17 protein-coding genes are annotated in these 18,666 nt (G+C 56.1%); 8 read left to right on the top strand and 9 right to left on the bottom strand.

Features of this window, described 5'->3' with window-relative positions:
• Positions 1 to 10: 10 nt before the first annotated feature.
• Positions 11 to 1,972, top strand: coding sequence for a glycoside hydrolase family 3 protein (locus EAW52_RS12680; protein ID WP_122042669.1), 1,962 nt, complete (start codon positions 11 to 13; stop codon positions 1,970 to 1,972).
• 133 nt (positions 1,973 to 2,105) lie between these two features.
• Here EAW52_RS12680 and pip read toward each other — a convergent pair whose 3' ends face one another.
• From pip to EAW52_RS12640, 8 genes are all read right to left on the bottom strand, one after another.
• Positions 2,106 to 3,092, bottom strand: a complete 987-nt coding sequence (gene pip / locus EAW52_RS12675; protein ID WP_122042668.1) for a prolyl aminopeptidase — start codon at positions 3,090 to 3,092, stop codon at positions 2,106 to 2,108.
• 245 nt (positions 3,093 to 3,337) lie between these two features.
• Positions 3,338 to 5,302: a PAS domain-containing sensor histidine kinase gene (locus EAW52_RS12670; RefSeq protein WP_122042667.1), complete on the bottom strand. Its 1,965-nt coding sequence runs from the start codon at positions 5,300 to 5,302 to the stop codon at positions 3,338 to 3,340.
• Positions 5,303 to 5,522: 220 nt separating this feature from the next.
• On the bottom strand, positions 5,523 to 6,806 hold the full coding sequence (locus tag EAW52_RS12665; protein WP_010798151.1) for a TRAP transporter large permease: 1,284 nt from the start codon (positions 6,804 to 6,806) through the stop codon (positions 5,523 to 5,525).
• Position 6,807: 1 nt separating this feature from the next.
• Complete coding sequence (locus EAW52_RS12660) at positions 6,808 to 7,338, bottom strand: TRAP transporter small permease (RefSeq protein ID WP_074825528.1); 531 nt, start codon at positions 7,336 to 7,338, stop codon at positions 6,808 to 6,810.
• Positions 7,339 to 7,427: 89 nt separating this feature from the next.
• Complete coding sequence (locus EAW52_RS12655) at positions 7,428 to 8,411, bottom strand: TRAP transporter substrate-binding protein (RefSeq protein ID WP_122042666.1); 984 nt, start codon at positions 8,409 to 8,411, stop codon at positions 7,428 to 7,430.
• A gap of 65 nt (positions 8,412 to 8,476) precedes the next feature.
• Positions 8,477 to 9,379, bottom strand: a complete 903-nt coding sequence (locus EAW52_RS12650) for an SMP-30/gluconolactonase/LRE family protein (protein WP_122044798.1) — start codon at positions 9,377 to 9,379, stop codon at positions 8,477 to 8,479.
• A gap of 58 nt (positions 9,380 to 9,437) precedes the next feature.
• Positions 9,438 to 10,259, bottom strand: a complete 822-nt coding sequence (locus EAW52_RS12645) for an NAD(P)-dependent oxidoreductase (RefSeq protein ID WP_010798155.1) — start codon at positions 10,257 to 10,259, stop codon at positions 9,438 to 9,440.
• A gap of 399 nt (positions 10,260 to 10,658) precedes the next feature.
• Positions 10,659 to 11,582 (bottom strand): AraC family transcriptional regulator, encoded by a 924-nt coding sequence (locus EAW52_RS12640; protein WP_122042665.1) that lies wholly within the window; start codon positions 11,580 to 11,582, stop codon positions 10,659 to 10,661.
• Positions 11,583 to 11,945: 363 nt separating this feature from the next.
• On the opposite strand from EAW52_RS12640, the gene EAW52_RS12635 reads away from it, so the two are divergent.
• Positions 11,946 to 12,683 carry an SDR family oxidoreductase gene (locus tag EAW52_RS12635; protein ID WP_122042664.1) on the top strand — a complete coding sequence of 246 codons (738 nt, stop codon included), beginning with the start codon at positions 11,946 to 11,948 and terminating at the stop codon, positions 12,681 to 12,683.
• Positions 12,684 to 12,729: 46 nt separating this feature from the next.
• A complete protein-coding gene (locus EAW52_RS12630) occupies positions 12,730 to 13,092 on the top strand; it encodes a putative quinol monooxygenase (protein ID WP_162997635.1) in 363 nt (120 codons plus the stop codon).
• A 45-nt stretch (positions 13,093 to 13,137) separates the two neighbouring features.
• Here the strand turns inward: EAW52_RS12630 and EAW52_RS12625 are convergent, their stop codons facing one another.
• On the bottom strand, positions 13,138 to 14,445 hold the full coding sequence (locus tag EAW52_RS12625; protein ID WP_122042662.1) for an alpha/beta fold hydrolase: 1,308 nt from the start codon (positions 14,443 to 14,445) through the stop codon (positions 13,138 to 13,140).
• Positions 14,446 to 15,155: 710 nt separating this feature from the next.
• Between EAW52_RS12625 and EAW52_RS12620 the strand changes: the two genes are divergently transcribed.
• From EAW52_RS12620 to EAW52_RS12605, 5 genes are all read left to right on the top strand, one after another.
• Entirely contained in the window at positions 15,156 to 16,124 is a 969-nt protein-coding gene (locus tag EAW52_RS12620; protein WP_122042661.1) for a DNA replication terminus site-binding protein, read from the top strand.
• A gap of 581 nt (positions 16,125 to 16,705) precedes the next feature.
• Complete coding sequence (locus EAW52_RS25950) at positions 16,706 to 16,867, top strand: hypothetical protein (protein ID WP_010798161.1); 162 nt, start codon at positions 16,706 to 16,708, stop codon at positions 16,865 to 16,867.
• 111 nt (positions 16,868 to 16,978) lie between these two features.
• Positions 16,979 to 17,893 (top strand): FHA domain-containing protein, encoded by a 915-nt coding sequence (locus tag EAW52_RS12615; protein ID WP_162997634.1) that lies wholly within the window; start codon positions 16,979 to 16,981, stop codon positions 17,891 to 17,893.
• A 43-nt stretch (positions 17,894 to 17,936) separates the two neighbouring features.
• Positions 17,937 to 18,311 (top strand): hypothetical protein, encoded by a 375-nt coding sequence (locus EAW52_RS12610; RefSeq protein WP_010798163.1) that lies wholly within the window; start codon positions 17,937 to 17,939, stop codon positions 18,309 to 18,311.
• Positions 18,308 to 18,655 carry a lipopolysaccharide assembly protein LapB gene (locus tag EAW52_RS12605; protein ID WP_122042659.1) on the top strand — a complete coding sequence of 116 codons (348 nt, stop codon included), beginning with the start codon at positions 18,308 to 18,310 and terminating at the stop codon, positions 18,653 to 18,655. The genes EAW52_RS12610 and EAW52_RS12605 overlap by 4 nt, the downstream gene beginning before the upstream one ends.
• Positions 18,656 to 18,666 lie beyond the last annotated feature (11 nt).

The following is an 18,666-nucleotide window of genomic DNA, read 5'->3' as shown; positions in this document are numbered from 1 at the left end:
AGAGGGTTCGATGAAAAAGGCCGCTGCTTTAATCAGCTTAGCCACACTGGCGACAGGAGTCTCGGCGCAAGGTATTTCTTCGCATGGTGTAACGCTTGAGCAGAAAGACCTGCCTGTACTAACGGTGGGCGGCTTGCAGTTCAAGGACATGAACCGTAACGGTCGGCTGGATCGTTACGAGGATTGGCGACTGCCTGCCGAGGACCGTGCCCGCAATCTGGTCACCTGGATGACGCTTGAGGAAAAGGCAGGCGCCATGATGCATGGCACCTTTCCGACCGTAGCGGATGCCGGTGGGCTGGGTGGCGGTGCAGTCTATGATCAGGACGCGATTGCCAAGACGATCGAAACCAAGAAGGTAAACACCTATATCACGCGCCTGGATACAGACCCCGAGAATTTCGCCAAACAGAATAATGCGCTGCAAGTCTTGGCTGAACAATCGCGGCTGGCGATTCCCCTGAGCATCAGCACCGACCCCCGCAACTCTTTCCTCTACACACCAGGCGCCAGCAACCAGTCCGGTTCGTTCTCCAAATGGCCAGAAGCCTTGGGGTTGGGCGCCATTGGGGACGCTAAGGTCGTCAAGACCTTTGCCGAGGTCGTACGCGATGAGTATCGCGCGGTAGGCATCAACGTGGCGCTATCTCCGCAGGCGGATCTCTATACCGAGCCGCGTTGGCCCCGTGGCAGTGGTACCTTCGGACAGGATGCCCAGTTGGCCAAGCGTCTGGTTCGCGCCTATGTTCAAGGCATGCAGAATGGTAATTTCCTAAACCCTGGCAGTGTGGTGACTGTGGTCAAGCACTGGGTAGGCTATGGAGAGGCGAAGGATGGCTGGGACAGCCACAATGCTTATGGCAAATACGCGGACTTCTACGGCAAGGACATTCGCCAGCACATTGTTCCGTTCATAGGGGCATTCGAGGCGAATGTAGGCTCCGTCATGCCGACCTATTCGATTCTGCAGAACGCCTCTCACCAAGGACGGCCGATCGAAGAGCAGGTGGGGGCGGGATTCAACCGCTTCCTGCTACAGGATCTCCTGCGGGACCGCTATGGCTTCAAGGGCGTCGTGGTGAGCGACTGGCTGATTACCAAAGACTGTAACGAAGCTTGCCAGAACGGCAGCAAGCCGGGTGAGCCGTTCTCGCTGGGAATGCCCTGGGGGGTCGAGTCGCTGACAGAGCTTGAGCGTACCGCCAAGGCCATCAACGCCGGGGTCGACCAGCTTGGCGGAGTGGATGACAGCAGTCTTGTAGTAAGTGCGGTCAAGCAGGGGCTCGTGTCCGAGCGTCGTGTGGACGAGGCGGTCATCCGCATCATGAAGCAGAAGTTCGAGCAGGGACTCTTCGAGAGTCCGTATGTGGATGAATCCAAGGCCGCCGAGGTTGTAGGCAGTGCAGAGCATCAGCAATTGGCAGATGACGCACAAAAGAATTCGCTGGTACTGCTCAAGAACCGCAAGTTGCTGCCTATTGGCCAGGGCCGAAACGTTTATCTTTATAACGTTGATGCCACTGCGGCGCAAAAGGCCGGCCTGAATGTCGTGGATTCGCTGGACAAGGCGGACGTTGCCATCATGCGTTCCACTGCGCCGTACGAGCTGTTACATCCGAATTATCTGTTCGGAAGCATGCAGCATGAGGGTTCGTTGGACTACCCGGAGGACAATCCAGACCTTATCCAGATCAAGGCTGCCAGCGCAAAGGGTGTGCCGACCGTTGTAAGTGTGTATCTGGATCGTCCGGCGGTACTGACCAAGCTTCAAGGACAGGTAGGCGCCTTGATCGGCAACTTTGGTGTATCCGACGAGATCCTTCTGGACGCGGTAGTCAATCCGACCCGCTTCAAAGGCAAGCTACCGTTTGATCTGCCGCTTTCCATGGAGCAGGTAATCAACCGTCACTCAACCAGCCAGGAAGGCAACCGCAAACCTCTGTACCCGATGGGGTATGGATTGATGTTCTAACTGCTCTCTGGAAAGGTTTGCCATGTGGTTGCCAGTGCGGCAAACCCTGCCAGCAGCCTCGACCACGCCACAGGTCTTGTGTGGCGTGGTCTATTGCAAGCGCTCCAGCGGTATCTGTGTCGTGACAGAGCTATCAAGGCTGGTGGAAGTCGCCGGTCTTCTTGAAGACTTCAAACGCCTGGATCAGCCCACTCAGCGTTCCGGGTTCCATTGGTGAGTGGCCTGCATCAGGCACCATGTTCAGCACGGAGCCAGGCCAGGATTTGTGCAGCCGATAGGCAGCATGAGGCGTTGCGATCATATCGTGCCCACCTTGCACAATGGCGCACGGCAGGTGGTTGATACGGTCAATGTTGCGAAGCAACTGGTCGTCTTCCAGAAACATGCTGTGCTTGAAGTAATACGGATCCAGGATACCCATGCCCATCATGGTCGTATCGTCAGCGGCTTGCTCTTCAACGCCTTCAGGATCATGGCGCAGCAGCGCACAGCTGCCGGAATATTTTACCCAGTAACGGGCGGCCTCCTTCCGGACATCTTTGTCTTCCGAGATCACTCGCTTGCAATAGGCTTCCAACAGGTCGCCTTGTTCCTCCTCCGGTAGCCACTTGACGAAGTCTTCATGGGCCTTTGGGAAAAACAGGCGCATACCGTAAACGAACCAGTTGATCTCGTCGGTTGTGCCCAGAAAGATGCCACGCAGGACAAAACCCAGACAACGCTCAGGATGGGCTTCGCCATAAGCAAGTGCCAGGGTGGTTCCCCATGAGCCGCCACAGACAAGCCATTTGTCAATGCCGAGCATCTCCCTCAGGGTCTCGATGTCATCGATCAGATGCGGGGTCGTGTTGTTTTTAATCTCGGCCAGAGGAGTGGAGCGTAACGCGCCACGCTGATCGAAGAGGATGATGCGGTAATAGTCCGGGTCCCAGAATTGGCGCTTGGAGGGCGGGGCCCCTTCGCCAGGTCCGCCGTGCAGATAGACGACGGGTAACCCCTCAGGATTGCCGGACTCCTCCCAATAGAGTTGATGGGTGTCGTCAACCTGAAGCATCCCGCTTCGGTTGGGGTTCTCGATGGGAGGGAAAATTGAATAACAAACTTCACACTGAGCATCCATAGATAACTCCGCAAGACAGATTTACTGCTCTATTCGACTGTGCGGCTTCCTGCTGAATGTGAGGCGATACTTGCCATGTCAGGTTAAGGCGAATGAGGTATGAGCTGAGAAGAGGGTGGTAATCCAGATCAGGTTATTGATTCGGATACGTTTTATAGGAGCTGTTTCGCTGGTGTGGAGTTTCTATTGAAAGGTATCGAGCCGATGGAAGGCCGGGTGTGCGATGGCCACCCGGCGTGAGAGCATCAAGCCGAGGCTATGGCGTCCGGACGCATGGCCTGATCAATGGCCTTGGCCAGTTCTTCCAGGCGGAAGGGCTTGGCCAGCTTGTGCAGATCAACCGAAAGCGTTGCTGGCAATTCGGCATAGCCTGATGCGAGCACTATGGGAAGCTCCGCCCAATGAGCCCGTATGGCCTCTGCCAATTGAGTGCCGCTCATGTAAGGCATGGCTTGGTCGGTAATGACCAAGTCCACAAGAGGGTATGCCTTCCTCAATATATCGAGCGCCTGGGCGCCACTGGAGGCCTTGTAAACGGTGTTTCCCAGGTCTTCCAGCATGGCAGCGGTACTGGTCAGAACAAGTGGGTCATCGTCTACCACCAGGATATGAAAGGTATTTTCGGGTTTGTCTGTTGAGGGCGCGGGTAGGGGGGCGTCAGTGGTCTGCATGCCGGCAGCAGATACGTGCGCGGCGGGTAACCAGATTTCGGCTGTAGTGCCTTCGCCCAGCCTGCTTTTGAGGATGAGCCTGCCACCGGATTGTTCGGTAAGGCCGTGCACCATGGACAGTCCAAGCCCCGTTCCCTTGCCGATACCCTTGGTGGTAAAGAAAGGCTCCATGGCGCGGGACAATGTGTCTTCATCCATTCCCTGGCCGGTGTCCTGTACCGATAGGCAGACGTAGGCCCCGGGTTTCAAGTGGCTGGGATGGCCTTGGGAGATCAGTTCATCACGGGCCGAGATGATGATGGAGCCGCCCTCTGGCATGGCGTCTCGTGCATTCATGGCCAGGTTGAGCAGGGCCAGCTCCAATTGATTAGTGTCGGCGTGGGCGGGTCTGAGAATCAGCGGAAAGCGGGTTTCGATCTTGATCGACGGGCCCAGGGAGCGCTGAAGCAGTTCGGCCATACCGCGGACCAGAGTAGGCAGTTCAATGGTCTCCGGATTCAGTTCCTGACGGCGTGCGAAGGCCAGCATGCGCTGGGTCAGAGAAACGCCTCGCTGTGCTCCCTGGATGGCATTGTCAAGCAGCGGTGTAACCTTGGGATCATCCGGCAGACGCTTGCGAACCAGTTCAAGGCAGCCAATGAACACCATGAGCAGGTTGTTGAAGTCGTGGGCAATCCCACCGGTCAGCTGACCCAGGGCTTCCATCTTCTGTGACTGGAAAAGGGCCTCTCGGGCTTGCTCCAGAGCCAGTTGGGTTTCCCGTTTCTCGGTGATGTCACGGGTGACCTTGGCGTAGCCGAGGAGGGTGCCGTTGTCGTCCCTTATTGCATCGATGACAACATTGGCCCAAAAGCGTGTACCGTCCTTGCGGATTCGCCAGCCTTCCTTTTCAAAACGACCCTCACGTTGAGCCGTTTCCAGCCCCTGTTGCGGCAGGCCTGCTTCCCGATCTTCAGGGGTGTAAAAGCGTGAGAAATGCTGACCGATGATTTCCTGTGGGGTGTAGCCCTTGATTTTCTCGGCACCGGCATTCCAGCTGGTCACCTGACCGGTCGGATCCAGCATGTAAAGGGCATAATCGGAGACGCCTTGAACCAGCAGGCGGAACTGCTCTTCACTTTTTCTCAAGGCGTCTTCCGCCGCCTTTCGCTCGGTAAGGTCCCGCGTCACCTTGGCAAAGCCCAACAGCGTGCCTTGTGCGTTACGGATAGGGTCGATTACGACATGCGCCCAGAAGCGTGTGCCATCCTTGCGTACACGCCAGCCTTCCTGCTCGAACCGGCCTTCACAGCGGGCCTGCTCAAGTGCCCGACCGGGCAGGCCGGTCAGCAAGTCCTCAGCGGTATAGAAACACGAAAAGTGATGACCGAGGATTTCTGCTGTCTCGTACCCTTTGAAGCGGCGAGCGCCGGGATTCCAGCTTGCTACGAAACCGTCCGGATCCAGCATGAAAATCGCGTAGTCAGAAACGGCTTCCACGAGCAGACGATACTGCCCCTCATCGATGAGAGCGGCAGGCAGCCGTTCGGCATGTTGCATCAAGGCATCCTCCAGGTGGGGCTTTATCGTTCTTATAGGTTCAACAGGCTCAGGCCATTAATGCAGGCAGTAACATACTGAAAGGCTATCAATAATGGCACGTTCACTATAGGAAAAATTGCGGGGAAACGAAGCGAATTGCAGGGATGATCCGATGAGCTGCCAGTCGGCAGTAGAGAGGGACTGCTGGTCTCGATGAGACCAGCAGTCATGCGATGGATCAGTTACCCATCAGGCTGGGCAGGAAGAGAGAGATTGCGGGGATATAGGTTACGGCCATCAGGGCAGCAAACAGGGCTACATAGAATGGCAACAGTGCCTTTACGGTTTGCTCGATAGTCACCTTGCCTACAGCTGCGCCCACGAACAGCACGCCGCCTACAGGTGGAGTGATAAGACCAATACCCAGGTTGACCAGCATGATCATGCCGAAATGCACGGGATCTACGCCAATGGAGATCATGACCGGTAACAGGATAGGCGTCAGGATCAGGATCAGCGGAGCCATGTCCATTACCGTACCCAGGATCAGCAGCATGATGTTTACGCACATCAGGATTACATAACGGTTTTCCGAAATGGTCATGAGGGCGCCGGTGATCTGTGCCGGAATCTGCATGAGCGTCATGATGTAGCCAAAGCTTGAGGCAAAGGCAATCAGGATCATCACCACAGAGACCGTACGTACGGTTCGATGCATGAGCTTGGGCAGTTCATTCCACTTGTAATCGCGGTAGATGAACATTGTCACGAAGAATGCCCACAGCACGGCAACCGCAGCAGATTCCGTTGCTGTAAAGATGCCGGAGATAATGCCACCGAGAATGATCACCATGGTCATCATGCCCCAGAGCGCTTCGACGCAGATCTTCAGCGCCTGCTTCATGGGAATGACTTCACCTTTGGGATAATTGCGCTTCTTGGCGAAGAACAGGCACATCAGCATCATGATGGCGCTGAGCAGAAGCCCCGGTCCAATGCCGGCGATGAACAGCGAGCCGATGGAAACCGTACCACCGGCGGCCAGCGAGTACAGGACGGAGTTGTGGCTGGGTGGAGTCAGCAGCGCCTGAACCGAGCCGCTGACCGTAACGGCAGTGGCATAGTCACGGGGATAGCCCTTCTTTTCCATTTCCGGAATCAGCACCGAACCTACCGAGGCGGTATCCGCCAGGGAGGAGCCGGAAATTGCGCCAAAGAAGGTCGAGGCCAGGATGTTGACCAGCGACAGCCCACCGCGAATGAAGCCTACCAGTACGTTGGCACACTCCACCAGCCGCCGCGACATACCTCCTTCGGCCATGATGGCCCCCGCCAGTACGAAGAAGGGAATGGCCAGCAGGGAAAACTTGTTGATACCCCCAGCCACCTGAATCATCAGCGCATCGAACGGAATATCAATCCACCAGGCACCGACGAGCGCCGCTAGGCCCAGTGCGTAGGCAACCGGCATGCCCAGCAGAATCAGCAGTATGAAACTGCCTAATAATACGAACGCGTCCATATCAGGCAGCTCCTTCAGCGGCTTCTTCTACCGTGTCGTATTGCACGACGCGGCGATGGCTTTGATCACCAAAGATGATTCTCTCGAGTACGAACCAGAGCGTCAGCGCGCCACCGATTGGGATAGGCGAATAGGCGATCCCTACCCGGAGCCAGGCCAGGTCACTGGTGAATTGGTACCAGGTCGCCATGCACAGCTTGATACCCCAGATCGTCATGAAGAGGCTGATGGCAGTCATCAGCAGATTGACCAGAACGGCATCGTATTTCTTGAGCAGTGGCGGAAGACGATCGGTAAACATTGCCACAGCCATGTGCGCACCGGCACGGTAGCTGGGCGCTGCGCCAATGAACGTGAAAATGGACATGAGCAGAATGGCGATAGGCTCCGGCCAGGATGAACCGGTTCCCATTACGTAACGGGTAAAAATACCCCACGGAATGATGAGCGAGATGACAAGAATTGACAGGCCCGCTATCCAGACACAGAGGGTATAGATGACATCGTTGACACGCAGAAGAGCATGTTTCATGAAAAGCTCCGAGCGGCCGCATGCTCGCTGCGAGAAGACCTCGGAGCGAGCAGGGCATGTCAGGTTGTTGTTGTAATGGCCGTCAGGCCTTATTGCACCGCTTCAACACGCTTGACCAGCTCGGCGAATTTGGGTCCGTACTGCTGGCTATATTTTTCACGTACCGGCGCGGTGGCGTCATAGAAAGGCTTACGTTCTACTTCGATAAACTCAACGTTGGCAGCTTTCAACTTGGCTACACTTTCCGCGTTGTACTTGTCCCACAGCTCACGCTCTTCCATCTGCGCTTCGCGTGCAGTTTTCTTGACCAGCGCCTGTTGATCCGGCGTCAGCTTGTTCCAGGTGGCCTTGGACATGACCAGCATTTCCGGCAGGATCAGATGGCCTGTCTGGGTGTAATACTTGGCTACCTGGAAATGGTTCTGCGTAACCATGGTAGGCGGGTTGTTTTCCGCGCCATCGATCACGCCGGTCTGCAAGGCGCTATAGATCTCACCAGTTGCCATCGCAATACCGCTGCCGCCCATGGCGTTCAGGGTGTCAATGAAGATCGGGTTGCCGATTACACGAATCTTCATGCCGCCAAGGTCTTCTATCTTGCGCACCGGCTTTTTGGTGTACAGATGGCGGGTACCGCCATCCATCCAACCCAATGCGACGAGATTGAAGTTGGAGTTGGTTACGGTATCCAGCAACTCCTGGCCTACTTCACCATCAATCACTTTGCGCATATGCGCTTCGTCGCGGAAGACGAAGGGCAGGTTGAACACGTTGACTTCCGGTACCACCGGGCCTACCGAGCCGATGGAAATGCGGGCCATCTGAATCGCGCCCAGCTGAACCTGCTCGACTACTTCCTTTTCGCTACCCAGGACGCCGCCGGGGAACATGCGAATGCTGAGTTCGCCGTCGGTCTCCTTCTTGAGTTTCTTGCCCATGTTGTCGACGGCAACGACCGTCGGGTAGCCCGCCGGGTGAACGTCCGAAGACTTCAGGGTGATATCAGCCAGTGCGATCGCGGGAGTCAGAAGCGCACAGCATGCAGCGGCCAACAGGTTACGTTTGAAATTCATGAGATAACTCCTTAGTACATCTTGTCTTTGTTATGAGGAGTACAGCGGTAGTAGAAGGCGTTGTTCTATCCTCTGAACGTCGGCTCTTCCAGGCCTTTCACGCCAGGCCTCAAGGCAAACACACCGCCCGCCAGAGGTTGATCAGATAGATCACCGCCAGGTCGGATGGAGGTGACGAACAGCGTATCCAGGCCCGGTCCGCCAAAGGCGCACATGGCCGGTTTTTTTACCGGTACGGTCAGCGAACGATCCAGCTTCCCATCCGGGGTAAAGCGATGGATCTGGCCAGCATCATTACCGCAGATCCAATAGCAACCGTCCTCATCCACTGCGGCGCCATCAGGGCGACCAGGATAATTGTTCATATCAACGAACAGGCGGCGATTGTGAGGGGTGCCGGTATCCGTGTCGTAGTCGAATGCCCAGATCAGCTGTGCATTGGGATGCGAGTCGGACAGGTACATGGTCCGGCCGTCCGGGCTGAAGCCCAGGCCATTAGGCACGATAAGATCTTCCAGAATCGGGGTCAGGCCATCGGCTGCGGTCGAGTGTTGCTCAGGGAAGCGGTATAGCTTTCCCGCCGGTGTTGCAGCTGCCATGTCCATGACCATGGTTCCCGCCCAGAAGCGACCCTGGCGGTCACAGCGTCCATCATTGAAACGCATGTTTCCGGTTGGGTGCGTCACGTTGGCCAGGGCTGTGGCTTGCAAGGTGTCTCCGTCGGTGATCTCTACCTTGAACAGACCGCTCTCAAGGCCTGCCAACCATGCAGTGTCACTGCCGTCATAGCGTGCCACGCAGGCGATCATTTCCGGAGCCAGCCATGCGCGGGTGTTGCCATCGGCAGCACTCCAGCGGTTGAGGGTACGAGCAGGGATATCGACCCAGTAGAGCGCCTGTTCCCGTGGGTTCCAGACCGGGCTTTCTCCCGTACCGTTGCGGGCATCCAGAATCAGTTCAGCTTGCATCATTCTTATCTCTCTTGTTCAGTCTGATCGTCCTGATCCATCGCAAGCAACGGCGTACTTATTCAAACGGACCCGAGGCGACGAAAGCGCCGCCCTGATACACCATGGACGGATCATCCGCAGCCGGAGCCGGCTCTGCTTCGACTTTCTCGCGGAACTGCTCGGAGGAGTCCTGTGGCTCCCAGCCCAAGTGAGCGGCCAGGCGGTTATCCCACCACACGTCACGGTTCTTGGAAGCGCCAAACACGACGGTGTGGCCAACATTGGGCGTGAACAGGGAGCGGGCGATCAGATTGGTCAGATCGTTGTAGCTCAGCCAGGTAGCCAGCATGCGGCGGTTCTGCGGCTCGGGGAAGGAGGAGCCGATACGGATGCTGACGGTTTCGATGCCATAGCGATCAAAGTAGAAGCTGGCGACGTCTTCACCATAGGATTTGGACAGCCCGTAGTAGCTGTCTGGGCGGCGCGGCGAGCTGGCATCGATACGTTCGGTCTGCTTGTAAAAGCCGATGACGTGGTTCGAGCTGGCGAAGATGACACGCTTGACGCCATGGCGGCGTGCCGCTTCGTAAATGTGGAAGACGCCTTTGATGTTGGCTTCCAGGATTTCCTCGAAAGGACGCTCAACCGAAACCCCGCCAAAATGCAGAATCGCATCTACACCTTTGACGAGCTCATCGACGGCGGCTTTGTCAGAAAGGTCGCACGGAACGACTTCTTCATGGGGGCCTTCGGCGGGTGCCATGTTGGCGATATCGGAAAGTCGAATCACTTCAGCGTAAGGGCGGAGGGCTTCGCGGAGTACCTTCCCGAGACCGCCTGCGGCGCCGGTGAGAAGGATACGGTTCAAACGCTGATTCTCTACAGAACTGGTCGCCATGTCAGTTTCCTGGTTATTAGTATTATTTTGAGTCGTAAGACATCATACGACTAGATGGCGAAATTTTTAACAGTGCTTACCTGCGATGTCAACGACGCCTTTTTCTTGGAGGCGGTAAGTTGTCGTATCTTACGAGTTTCGCCAAGACTCCTGTAAGGAAACCCTTCACTGGAAACATTCTCTTACAAGCTTTTAAGGGTGTCGATTAAGCTCAAACCCAGGGTACAAGCGCCCTATAGTGGCGGAATGACCTGATTGATAAGAGCGGAGCAGAGAAATGCTGGGTTTGACCGATAGGTCATTGCTGTTGGTTAGACAAAGGTCTAATCCCGCCGGGGTGGTCTGCCGTGCTAGGTGCGCGCAAGGTTCTAAGTGCGGGCGGTAGGACGTCAGGTGTTACTACGCGCTCGCTCTTAAACGGGCCATATCCTTCATGGGCGGCGCGCCAAACAACCGGCTGTATTCGCGGCTGAATTGAGAGGGGCTTTCATAACCCACCCGGTGCGCTGCCGACGAGCAATCGATGCCCTCATGGAGCATTAGGCGCTTGGCTTCCTGAAGGCGTAGCTGCTTTTGATATTGCAGTGGACTCATTGCAGTCACCGCCTTGAAGCGATGATGCAGCGTTGAAGGGCTCAGATTGACGCGCCGGGCCAGCTCATCGATCTTCAACGGCTCGATGTAGTTCTGATTCAACCAGTTGATGGCGCGATTCACGCGGTGGGTTTGACTGTTCGTTATTGCCATTTCGTACAGTCGATATCCCTGGGGGCTACGCAGTAACCGATAATAGATCTCTCGTAGCACCAGAGGGGCCAGCATCGCCGCGTCACGCGGGGTGTGCAAGAGGCGAACCAGTCGAGTCACGGCATCGAGCATGGCATTATCCACGCGCTCGACGTACAGGCCCCGGTGAGCTGGTACAACGGGGACACCTGTCGGGCCGGCGTCGGCTATCAGGCGGGTAATTTCTGCCGGGTCCAGATTGATCCGAATACAGAGATAGGGGCGCTCGGGGGTAGCCTCGATAATCTGGCCAGTCACAGGAAGCGAGACGGAGCCCACCAGGTAATACAGCGGGTCATAGGTAAAGCATTCATCGCCAAGCGTAACCTGCTTGCGACCTTGTGCGATGACACAAAAGCTGGGGTTGCTGATCCCATGCACAGGGTCTGAGGGCTGGCTTGCACGCATCAAGCAGAGACCGTCAATCCGGGTGGTGTGAGCGCCATCCGTCAACGTAAGCTGATCGATCAGCGCTGCCAGTTCCTGCTGCTGAAGCGTGTCTCGACTATGAGTGGATTCATGCGTTACACAGTCCATGCTGATCCCCTGAAGCTAGCGGTTCCCATTGTATCGGCGTGCACAGGCGTACCGATCAAGTCAGGCGTCACGATAACCAAAAGTGGCAATGCAGGGTTATATCAATTCTGCTGACTTCTTGCCTGATCCTGTCATGGTACGCCCGCGGTCCGCAGGATTGTGAAAGCCAGCGTAGTCCAACCTTGCCTGCAGAGCGCGAATAATCGTGTTGGACAGGCGCTCCCTGGCCCATTGCATTCTTCTCCGTGCAGGATCAGGCAAGAAGCGAGCAGGATCCGTCTAACGTCTGAATGCCTTTCGGCTCTAGCCTTGTCACTAACGCGGCAACACCGGCCGCCCTCACTGACAGGCAAGGAGATTCGTATGAAAGGTCTAGAAGGCAAGGTCATCGCAATTACCGGCGCAAGCAGTGGCATTGGCGAAGCAACCGCACGGTATCTGGCGGCACAGGGCGGCTTCGTCATTCTAGGGGCGCGTCGTACAGAGCGGCTTGAGACCCTGGTAGCTGAAATCAGGGAGCAGGGCGGCAAGGCTGACTACCGCCGGCTCGACGTTACCGCATTGGAAGATATGGAGTCGTTTGTGCAGTTTGCTCAGCAGCAGGGCGGACGTCTGGATGTGCTGGTCAACAATGCGGGTGTGATGCCGCTTTCCAAGCTTGAAGCGCTCAAGGTTGACGAATGGAATCGCATGATCGATGTAAACATTCGGGGCGTGCTCCACGGGATTGCGGCGGGCTTGCCGGTCATGCAACAGCAGCGTAGCGGACAGTTCATCAATCTGTCTTCGATTGGCGGGCATGCTGTCAGTCCTACTGCCGCGGTTTACTGTGCAACCAAGTTTGCCGTCAGGGCCATTTCCGAAGGGTTGCGTCAGGAGGTAGGAGCCGATATCCGCGTCACTGTGATCTCGCCCGGGGTAACGGAGTCTGAGCTGGCTGACACCATCACCGATCCAACCGCTCAGGCAGCCATGGACGCGTTTCGCCGAGGGGCTATTTCACCGGAGTCCATCGCGCGCGCCATTGCGTTTGCAATTGAACAGCCTGCTGAAGTGGACGTAAGCGAGATTATCGTCAGGCCGACCGCGAGCCCTTATTAAGGGCTTCCGGTTTCAACCCGTGGCACTTCATCTCGGAGGAGGACTCATGTCCGCATCGCCTTGTACATCGTTGCTCTTGATCCATGCCCGCACCGGGCGCTCCGCAGCCCTCAGGGCATGTCTCAGGGGGTTGCCTTATCCAGGGCAGAAGTGTCTCACCTTTACCGTCATGCCATCGCCGGAAGAGGAAAACTGCTGGTTGGTGTATGGCCAATGGCAGTCGCAGTCGGATATGGACAGCTACTTCAACACGCTTCCAGCCGAGCTGTGGATGCGCCTGGTAAATGGCTCCCTTGCGGCCCGTATGGAGTTCATGACGTTCGAAGGTAACGAGTTGCCCAACGCCTATCGTTGGGCAACTCCATGGTTCAGCTCGCCTGGTTGCGCCTCCTATGCCTGTTGTGGCTAGGCGCAGGCGCCATGTCTCCCTGTAAGTTGTGAGCTGCGTTTTACGTCATTGGGAGTAGGTGTTCTCATCGGCGGTAGCCGGGTGGTAGTCCGTAGGAGCGCAGAGGCTCAGGTTTTGCACCGGCACCAGGCGAGCCGGCCCCATTGGAACTCGTGTCGCCGCCACAGCCAGCAGATTGAACGTACCTTGAGCCGCAACGGCCCAGCGTCCGGTTACGGGCTCGCCGCGAAGCAAGGTAGCGGCGGCTAGAAGAAGCTTCAATCCGCTGCAGGTATCGATATTGAGATGAACCGTCATGGGCAGCTTGCGCACCAGACCATACTCGTAGTTGGTCAGAAGGCTGTAGGTTGCGGTTGAAAGTCCTGCAACGGCAAACAGTTGGCGGGTGCGCGGTCCCCACTCATTGACACCTGCCAACGCTAGACAGAGGCCTGCAGAGGCATAGTCCAGAAGGCCGTGCATGCGAGGTGATAATAACTTGGCTGGCGCCAGCCGATCACGACCCTGATCCATGCCAGAGACGACAATTTCATTACTCATGTCGGTTGCCCGGGTATCGAAACGACCGGTGATGAACCGATGGACCAGCTGCGACATGAGCGGCGCGGCGGTGTAGTGCGCGTTGTGCGCCGCGCCTTCTACAACCACCAGTTTGCCGTTGGGAAGTAGACTGGTGAATTCCTCTGCCCACTGCTGGGTAAGGGTCTTGTCGTATTGGCCACGGATTACAAGGGCAGGAACATGCACGTGGGACAGACGGTTTTCTATGGGGTCGTCCACCGTTCTGCGAAGCTGCTGAACCATGCGCGGTAGGCCATTGGAAAGATACTCCATGTGCATCAGCGGGTTGATCGAGGGTGCCTCGAACGGCATGTTCAAGACGAGGCGGGCGTACTGCCGCGCCGGTGTCCGATAGGCCGGGTCTGGCGTAGGTGCGATCAGGATCAGGCGCTCGACTCTATCCGGAAAGCGTGCCGCAATTTCAACGGCGATTTGTACGCCTACGGAGTTGCCGCACAGCACCGCCTTGTGGATTCCGTTGGCATCCATCCAGGCCAGCAGGTGATTCGACTGCTCTCTGACATCCGGGCCTGCCGGCCACTTGGACATCCGCGGCGCAGGCGAACGCCCGAAACCGGGCAAATCGGGTGCCATGACGTCATGACCCATCGATGCGAGACGTCTCCCCAGCGGGACCATATAGCGGCTTGAAAGCGCCAAGCCATGAATCAGGATGATTGGAACCTGATGTGGATCGTCTTCATGGGCTAGCCAGGTGCGGGCGTGCATGCGAATGCCGAGCGAAGGAATAGTCGTCCAGGTTTTGTAAGGGGCGTAAGCGAGTTTGAACATAAGGGACAGCTCCCATGTATATCGAGCCTTGCCCAGGTCGCAGCGTGCCTGAAAGCATCATGAGCCAATCATGCGGCATGCGCGGGCTCCTGGGCGTGAGCATTGTAAATGTCGTCTGAACATGTAGAAAAAAGAAGGCCCGCAGAGCGGGCCAAAACGAGCTTTGAACAGCTCGCTGCCGCGAAAGGGCCCGTTCCATCAAGGGCCCAGAGGGGAAGTTCTTGCCGGGAAGCAATCAATGATGATGAGCAGGTTCCGCAGTGAATAGCGGCTGAAATAAATGGGGCTGCACATCTCAAGACTCCTCATGTCACGGCGTATCACCATCGGCCTGAGCATAAGCTCGTACCGATTCGAATGTGAAAAGGGTAAGGTCAACAAATGTATGCCTTGCTTAATGACCGATAGTTTGGAAAAGAAAAAGTGCCTTGGAAGCGACGAACGTGAGTACCTTTTATCCCTTGCAAAACGATGACGGAGCCGATCGAACGATACGTTGAAGCTGACTAGAGAGGTAGACGGAGCACTGTTTTGTAATACCAGCCTAATAATAAGTAAGCGAGCCGAATTTCCAGCCTGTTGCAGCTTAGTGCAGGTTAATAGGCGCATCGACAATGGCTTTATCTGATTGTGAATATGTTTAATCGGTCAGATTGGGATGAGACGGCTATAATAACCGTTGGTATTATTTATTGAGGAAAGAGGTGCTTATGATCACTGACGTGCGCGAAGCGTGGCAGGAAATGGTAGAGGCTCAGCGAGCCTTCAACGCAACGTGGCCTTCGGCGGTGGTTCATGCACAAGTCTGGTTGCTTCCCATCAACAAGGAGCCCAAAGGCCAGACTAAAATCACTCCGATGGAGCTCGTGGGTGAGCCTGCCATCGAGGCTGCGAAAAAGGCCATCCTGCAATTCGAGCAGGAGGAGGGGCAGCACCCTAGTACCGTTATGCGGCTTCCAGGGTGGATCGGCGTTTCGCAGTCAGTGCTGGAGTACGCCCGCGAGGCCAATGCCGCACGTGATCGTTTTCTTGAGGTTCTGGCTCAGGAAACGGCCTCCATGAACCTGAAATCTCTATCCAAGGGAAAGCATCTTCGAAGCATTCTTAAGCTGCCGATCGTCATCAAGCAGATCGAGCGCCATATCCAGGTGTTTGAAGGGGTGCCACGGCGTATCCTGTTCACCTGGGCGGGTAAAACGGCGGCCCCGGAAAGCATCCCTGTCAAGGATGTGATCGAAAAGATCGAAACGCAGCTGGCTGATGCCGTGGCCAAGGCTGATATGGACAAGGAACGCAATCTGAGGCTTGAGCTCAAGGCGTTGGGGTTTCTGGATGCGAAGGCCGAACTGCATCGCTACCGTCCTATTGCGCCCCATCCGCGCGTGATGCTGTATTTCTCCAAAAGCCCTCGTTATGACGCCATGCCTCACGCCAATCTGCCGATTTTTGTTTCACTGGATGAGAAGCAGCCGTGGCCGCGGGTCGATGCGCTCGAAGAGTTTGATGCAGAAAACGCTCAGGCTGAGCGCTCGGACAAGGTACCCCGCCAGGAAATCATTCCGCGCCTGGGGCTGTACCTTAAAACCGCGCCCGACCGTAAGCGCAGCCCCAGGACGGCCCGTGGGGACTCGACCGCCGTGGCGCGAGCGTTAGTCTCGTCTACTTATCAAAAGCGTTGAGTGGTAAACGGTCACTCCCAATATGTACGCATACGGTGGATTAAATAAGGGTTAACAGACTAACGCATTGGTTGAATGGAATATGTTCCGTTTCGATGACTGAAAGGCTCTATTTTCAATTCATATGCGGGGCATTGCCAAATCTTATTCATATGCTGTTTGCTAAGCGAGTAATGCTTTATACAAAGCAATACTCGCTCAGTTCATATATAAGCATCTGCTAGTTAGCGTTTATTTACAAATATTTACTCAATTAACTGTTTGAATATGCTGTTTGGTGAATCTGTTCGCATAGTTAGTGCGTTGCAATCTTGGCCGATAAAGTGACAAAGAATTCTTAATTGCTTGGAAATCATGGCGTTAAGACATTAAAGCTCATTATATGAAGGGTCGGTTTGCAGCTGTTTATAACTCTTAATATTCGTGTAATTAAATGTTCATGCCTTGCGGGGCAACATTCACTCGTCTGGCAGCGATTGGGGTTCGAAAGAATCAGGACGTTGCTGGAAATATGCTCTTCTCTGCAGCCGTGTAGTAGCAGTTGGCGCATGTCTAATTTCTTTCAATAAGGAGATATTGATATGAGTAATGTTACTCCGACCAGCACCAGTTCTTCCGACGCTGCTATCGACAAAATGACTGCCGCTTTCGATGCCGCCATCGAAAAATCCGCGAAGATCACTGAGATCACCACCGAGAAGAAAACTGAGCTTGACGCGACCAAACAGCGTCCTCAGAACTAAGGTGTGGACGGGCGGCGCCTTATGGCGCCGTCTGTTTGTTCAGACAGCTTTCCAGATTGGACCTGCATGCAGGCTGGCCTTGCCATGCGTGCCGGGTCAGGCAAAACAATTATGTCCGCAATGTCTTCTCTTCCCGGCTCAAAACCTGCAGTGCCTACTCTTGAGGTCATTGCGGGACTGCATACCGGCGTATCGGTATCGCTGGATGAACCTGCCTATTGCCTGGGTGCCTCCGACGAGGTGGATCTGGCGCTCAGGGATGCAGGCGTTGCGCCTCGCCATGCCGTGTTGCGTCTGGAGAAAAATACAGTCGCCGTTGAGGCAATTGGAAGCGATGTATTCACGGCTGAAAAACGAATTCCTTTGGGCAAGGGGCTGCGCCTGCCATTACCGGTCGAGTTATCCGTTGGAGAGGCTCGAATCCGCTTATCTGCTCCGCTGACAAAGTTGGTTGCGCCTCCCAGGCGATGGCCTATTACCCACGCCGGTATGATGGCACTTTTTGGCGCGGCGGTATTGCTAGGCCTGTATACGCTGATCGGCACCAGCGAAGCCGAAGATCGCGTATTGCCTGTTGCGGACGCGCCGACTAGCCCGGCACTCGACAGCGGCGCTGATCAGGAGCCCGTAGTGCGGGACGATCAGGTTACCCGACAATTGCTGTCCCGACTTGAATCCGCTGGACTTTCTTCGGTGCATGTCGAATCGCAAGGCCGTCATCTGATGCTCTTCGGTGAAATCGATGCTGCTCAGCAGCCAGCCTGGGTCGATATCCAGAGGTGGTTCGACGGTGAGTATGGCAGCAGCCATGTACTGGTCAGCTCGGTCACGCTACGCAAGGCGCCGGTTTCTCCCCGTGTCAGGTTCCAGGCGGTATGGCTGGGACAGGATCCTTATGTGGTTAGTGAGTCCGGTACACGTCTTTACCCCGGCGCATCGCTGGACGACGGCTGGGTGCTCAAGGGGATAGAGCCGCAGCGGATTGTCCTGAGTCGCAACGGCCACGAGTTTGCCCTGACCCTATGACGCTGCCATTGCTTACACAACCCCTGGGTGGGAGGCCTTTTCGATGAGAATCGATACCAGCCGACCGCTGGACCTGCAGCGGCCTGAAGAGGCGTCCAGCGAATCCCTGCGTCGGACCGGCTCGGTTGCCAGGGCCAGGCAGAGTGAGGTGTTCGAGTCGCTGCTGCGGCTGCGCAGCCGGACTCCGTTCAAATCCCTGCGTAACGAGCTGGCGGAGCTGATCGGCCCTCCCGTTAACGACCCTGGCATCTTCAGCCCTGGCCATTCGCTTCAGGTGCTGGAGCACATCATTGATACGGTGTTGCCTCGGCTGGACGCCGAGCCGGAGATCAAAGCACTTGCTGCCAGCCTGCTTGAGCAGGAAATCCAGCAACGTCGGGAGCTTGGGATGCGGTTGAGCGAGATCGACGATCTATGAACGTACAGGATCGCGAGGCAGTACAGCTGCTTCACTCGCTTGGTGCTCTGTATCTACGCAGCGGACAACAGCGACGAGCGCTGATCTATCTGCTTCTGGCTATTCAGATCGACCCGGCAGATACCGCTTTGCTGCGTACGCTCACCAATGGCTTTATTGCCACTGGTGATGGGGAGCGGGCACTGGCTGCTATCGGAAGGCTGGAGCAGCTTGAAGGGCCAAGCATGCCGCTCAAGTTTCTGCGTAGCCGCGCATTATGGGCGTTGGGTGCCAAAGACGAGGCACGACGCTGTTTTCGTGAATATCTGGATAGTCGGAGGGCCGTAACGTGCTCGCCAGATTGAACCGCCTGGCT

It is taken from the genome of Pseudomonas sp. LTJR-52, from assembly GCF_003691465.1.
Taxonomy (GTDB): Bacteria; Pseudomonadota; Gammaproteobacteria; order Pseudomonadales; family Pseudomonadaceae; genus Chryseomonas; species Chryseomonas luteola.
The sequence above is the reverse complement of the archived record's forward strand: the minus strand, read 5'-3'. Positions and strand labels throughout refer to the sequence as shown.